This window comes from Pseudomonas sp. NPDC087639, from assembly GCF_044743385.1.
In the GTDB taxonomy this organism is placed as follows: Bacteria; Pseudomonadota; Gammaproteobacteria; order Pseudomonadales; family Pseudomonadaceae; genus Aquipseudomonas.
Map to the genome: position 1 here is coordinate 1 of NZ_JBIUWI010000141.1, position 3757 is coordinate 3757.

4 protein-coding genes and 1 tRNA gene are annotated in these 3757 nt (G+C 57.8%); all 5 read right to left on the bottom strand.

The window, feature by feature from the left end; all coding sequences use genetic code 11:
* A partial coding sequence (locus tag ACIOVB_RS27150; protein ID WP_401272230.1) for a ribose-phosphate pyrophosphokinase-like domain-containing protein occupies nt 1–190 on the bottom strand: 190 nt, incomplete at its 3' end.
* A 45-nt stretch (nt 191–235) separates the two neighbouring features.
* A tRNA-Gln gene (locus ACIOVB_RS27155) sits at nt 236–310 on the bottom strand.
* A 36-nt stretch (nt 311–346) separates the two neighbouring features.
* Complete coding sequence (gene ispE, locus ACIOVB_RS27160; protein WP_401272231.1) at nt 347–1198, bottom strand: 4-(cytidine 5'-diphospho)-2-C-methyl-D-erythritol kinase; 852 nt, start codon at nt 1196–1198, stop codon at nt 347–349.
* 2 nt (nt 1199–1200) lie between these two features.
* Nucleotides 1201–1818 (bottom strand): lipoprotein insertase outer membrane protein LolB, encoded by a 618-nt coding sequence (gene lolB / locus ACIOVB_RS27165; RefSeq protein ID WP_187678056.1) that lies wholly within the window; start codon nt 1816–1818, stop codon nt 1201–1203.
* The gene (locus ACIOVB_RS27170; protein ID WP_401272232.1) at nt 1818–3542 is read right to left on the bottom strand and encodes a tetratricopeptide repeat protein; all 1725 of its coding nucleotides are present in this window, start codon (nt 3540–3542) and stop codon (nt 1818–1820) included. The genes lolB and ACIOVB_RS27170 overlap by 1 nt, the downstream gene beginning before the upstream one ends.
* Nucleotides 3543–3757 lie beyond the last annotated feature (215 nt).

Here is a 3757-nt window from a genome sequence, read left to right on the forward strand (position 1 = left end):
TGGTCGGAGCGCAAGTCGGCTGAATAATGAAAACGTCTTTACCGCGAACGTTTTCATTGATCTCGGCAGTAATTTCGCCGTCGGAGAACTTACCGACAGAGATGTCACCGAGAGGGATATGCAGCTGACGTACAACACGCCGAGCCAGATCGGGGTTAGCGTTCCCCGTAAAGACCATCATCTTGGACACGCGCAGTACCTAGAGGCTGAGGGTAACCTGGATGAGTATAGAAAATGGCAGGGGCGGCTGGATTCGAACCAACGCATGGCAGGATCAAAACCTGCTGCCTTACCGCTTGGCGACGCCCCTGTATCTGTTGCATCAAGTGCCGAGCACTTGGTTCCTTTAGAGCAGACTTTGCAGCTTGCGATGCAACATCGAAACGTTGCTTCCTTTTGCTACAAACCCTGTAAGGGTCTCTGTCAGAAGGGCCGAGACTTTATCAGCTTCAGCTTTGCTTGGGAAGCCCCCAAACACACAACTTCCAGTTCCGGTGAGCTTTGCTTCGGTAAATTTACCTAGCAAATCCAATGCGTTACGTACTTCTGGATAACGCCTTGCAACCACCGGCAAGCAGTCATTTCGACTGTTTCCCTCGGGAACGGGGCGCACTTTAATGGGCGGCGTGTTACGTGTCAACAAAGGATCGGAAAAAATTTCTGCCGTACTTACAGCGACTTGCGGCACAAGCACGAGATACCACGGTTCTTCGGGATCGACCGGGGTGAGTTTTTCGCCTACGCCCTCGGCAAACGCTGCGTGGCCACGGACGAAAACCGGAACATCAGCGCCAAGCGACAAGCCCAGTGCGGCGAGTCGATCTTCATCCCAGCACAACTGCCACAGATGATTGAGACCGAGCAGGGTTGTCGCCGCGTTGGAACTGCCGCCACCAATGCCGCCGCCCATGGGCAGCACTTTGTCGATCCAGATGTCGATGCCAAGAGAGCAACCGGATTGCTCCTGCAACATCTTCGCCGCGCGCACGATCAGGTTGCTGTCGTGGGGCACGCCTGCGAATTCGGTGTGCAGTTGAATCACGCCGTCATCGCGAACGGCAAAAGTGATTTCGTCGCCGTAATCGACAAACTGGAACAGCGTCTGCAACTCGTGATAACCGTCTTCACGGCGACCAAGAATGTGCAGCATCAGATTGAGTTTGGCCGGCGACGGCAGAGTCAGGCGTGCAGCGCTCATGCTTATTGCCCCAGTTTGCGCGGCTGCCAGGTCTTGATCACCAGCGTCACGTCCAGGTCAGTGCCGTGCAGTTTGATGCGCTCGGGCAACCAGTAACCATTTTGTTCGGTGTAGGCGGTGTATTCGACTTTCCAGCCATCCTGTTCAAGGTTGGCCAGGCGGCTGTCGGCATCCAGACTCAGACGGCTTTTGCTTTCCGGCGCCGGCAGGCCACGCACCCACCAGGCGAGGTTCGACACTGGCAGTTTCCAGCCAAGTTGCTCTTCCAGCAGCGTTTCCGGCGACTGCGATTCATAGCGACCCTGATTGGCGACTTCCAGCGACACCTTGCCCGGACGCCCGGTCAAACGTGCCGCACCACGACCCAGCGGGCCGGAGAGTCGAATGTCGTAATAGTCCTGACGCTGCAGCCAGAACAGCGTGCCGCTGCCCGAGTCTTTCGGGGCGCGGATGCCGATCTTGCCGTCGATCTGCCAGCCGTCAAGGCCGGTCAGTTGCTGTTTGTTCGCGGCCCATTGAGCCGGGCTGCCGTGGCCTTCTACCGATTCGCGAGCGCCGAAGCCCGCGCAACCGGCGAGCAGGGCGATGAAGCTGAAAACAATAACGTGGCGCAAAAACATTAAAGAGTCTCGGATCCGGTCAGGCGCTTGATGGTGCTGCGCAGAATGGTGCTGTCGGGCTGATCCTTGAGGAATTTGCCCCAGATTTGTTTGGCTTCGCGCTGATTGCCCTTGGTCCACAGGACTTCGCCCAGATGTGCGGCGACTTCGTGATCAGGGAAACGCTCCAGCGCCTGACGCAGATATTTCTCGGCGTCGTCCAGGTTGCCCAAGCGGTAATTCACCCAGCCGAGGCTGTCGAGTACTGCCGGGTCTTCCGGGTTGATCTGGTGCGCCTGCTCGATCAGCGTCTTGGCTTCAGCGTAGCGGGTGGTGCGGTCGGACAGGGTGTAGCCCAGCGCGTTCAGCGCCATGGCATTGTCCGGATCGCGCTTGATGATCAGGCGCAGGTCTTTTTCCATCTGCGCCAGATCGTTGCGCTTTTCCGCAAGCATGGCGCGGGTGTACAGCAGATTCAGATCGTCCGGGTATTGCAGCAAGGCTTGCTGCAAGACTTTCATGGCCTTGTCGTCCTGTTTGTTGGCCGACAGGGTTTCCGATTCGATCAGGTACAACTGGATCGCGTAATCGGGTTGTTCGTCACGCTCGGCCGCCAGTTTGCTTTGTGCTTCGGCGGTTTTGCCGTTGTTCATCAGAATGTCGGCCTGACGCAACTGCGCGGGCAGATAGTCATTGCCCGGGCCGACCTGGGCGTATTCGATCAGTGCGCCTTGCGGGTCATTGCGCTCTTCGGCGATACGACCGAGGTTAAGGTGCGCCGAATCGACATGGCTTTCACGGGCGATCAGGTCTTCCAGATAACCCTTGGCCTCGTCCCAGGCCTTGGCTTCCAGGCACACCAGCGCCAGCGAGTAACGCAGTTCGTCGTCTTCCGGGTATTGCTGAACGAGGCCGGAGAACTCGGCCTTGGCGTCGTCCATCCGGTCCTGTTCAACCAGCATGCGCGCGTAAGTCAGGCGCAGACGCTTGTCGTCCGGGTATTTCTTGATGTTCTTTTTCAGCAGCGGCAGGGCTTCGTCGCCACGGTTCAGGAGCTGGAGAAGACGTGCGCGCAGCAGGATCGGGGCGATTTCGCCGTCTTCCGGCTGATTGTCTTCGAGCAGGGCCAGTGCCGCTTTGTTGTCGCCATCCTGCTGCATGAGCAGGGCCTTGCCGAAAATCAGCTGACTGTTGTTCGGGTGACGCTGCAACAAACGGTCGAAACTTTTCATCAGGCCGTTGCGGGTTTCCTGATCAGTATCGGCCGCCGACAGTGCGAGGAAATCGAAATGGGTATCGCCCTTGCCTTGCAGGACTTTCTCCATATAGACCATCGAGTCGTCGTAACGCCCGGCGCGTGCCAGTTGCACCGCGGCGGCGCGTTGCGCTTCGAGATCGTCCGGGGCGTTTTTCGCCCAGATCAGCGCGGTATCGAGGGCCGGTTGATCGGCGCCAAGGTACTCGGCGATGCGGAACGCACGCTCGGAGACGCCCGGATCCTGAGTGTTGATGGCCTGGGTCACGTAGTTGTCCAGGGCAATGTCGAAACGATTGCGCTGGCCGGCGAGTTCGGCGCTCAGCAGGCTGAACACGGTTTCTTCGCTGAACGAGCTGTAAACCTTGGGCTTTTCAGGGGCGGGCGTGGTGTCTTCTACCGATGGCGTACCATTCGGCGCAACGGGGGCCAAGGCCTGGCAGCCGCTGAGGAAGACAAAAGCAAGGAGCAACGCGGAAGATCTATTCATATAGGAAGAGGACGACTAACCTGCGGTCGGATCATCATGACACAAGCCTTCGGCCAAACATAACCGAGTCTCAATTGTGCCCATTATAGGGGCGGACAATTGGGACAATAGTCAGCGGTAGTTGTTCTGAATCTGACGAAGGTGGACAATTGCCGGCTTCACGTCACCATCAGCGACCTTGAATGGCCTTCCTTGCACTCGGTATTAACCACAAG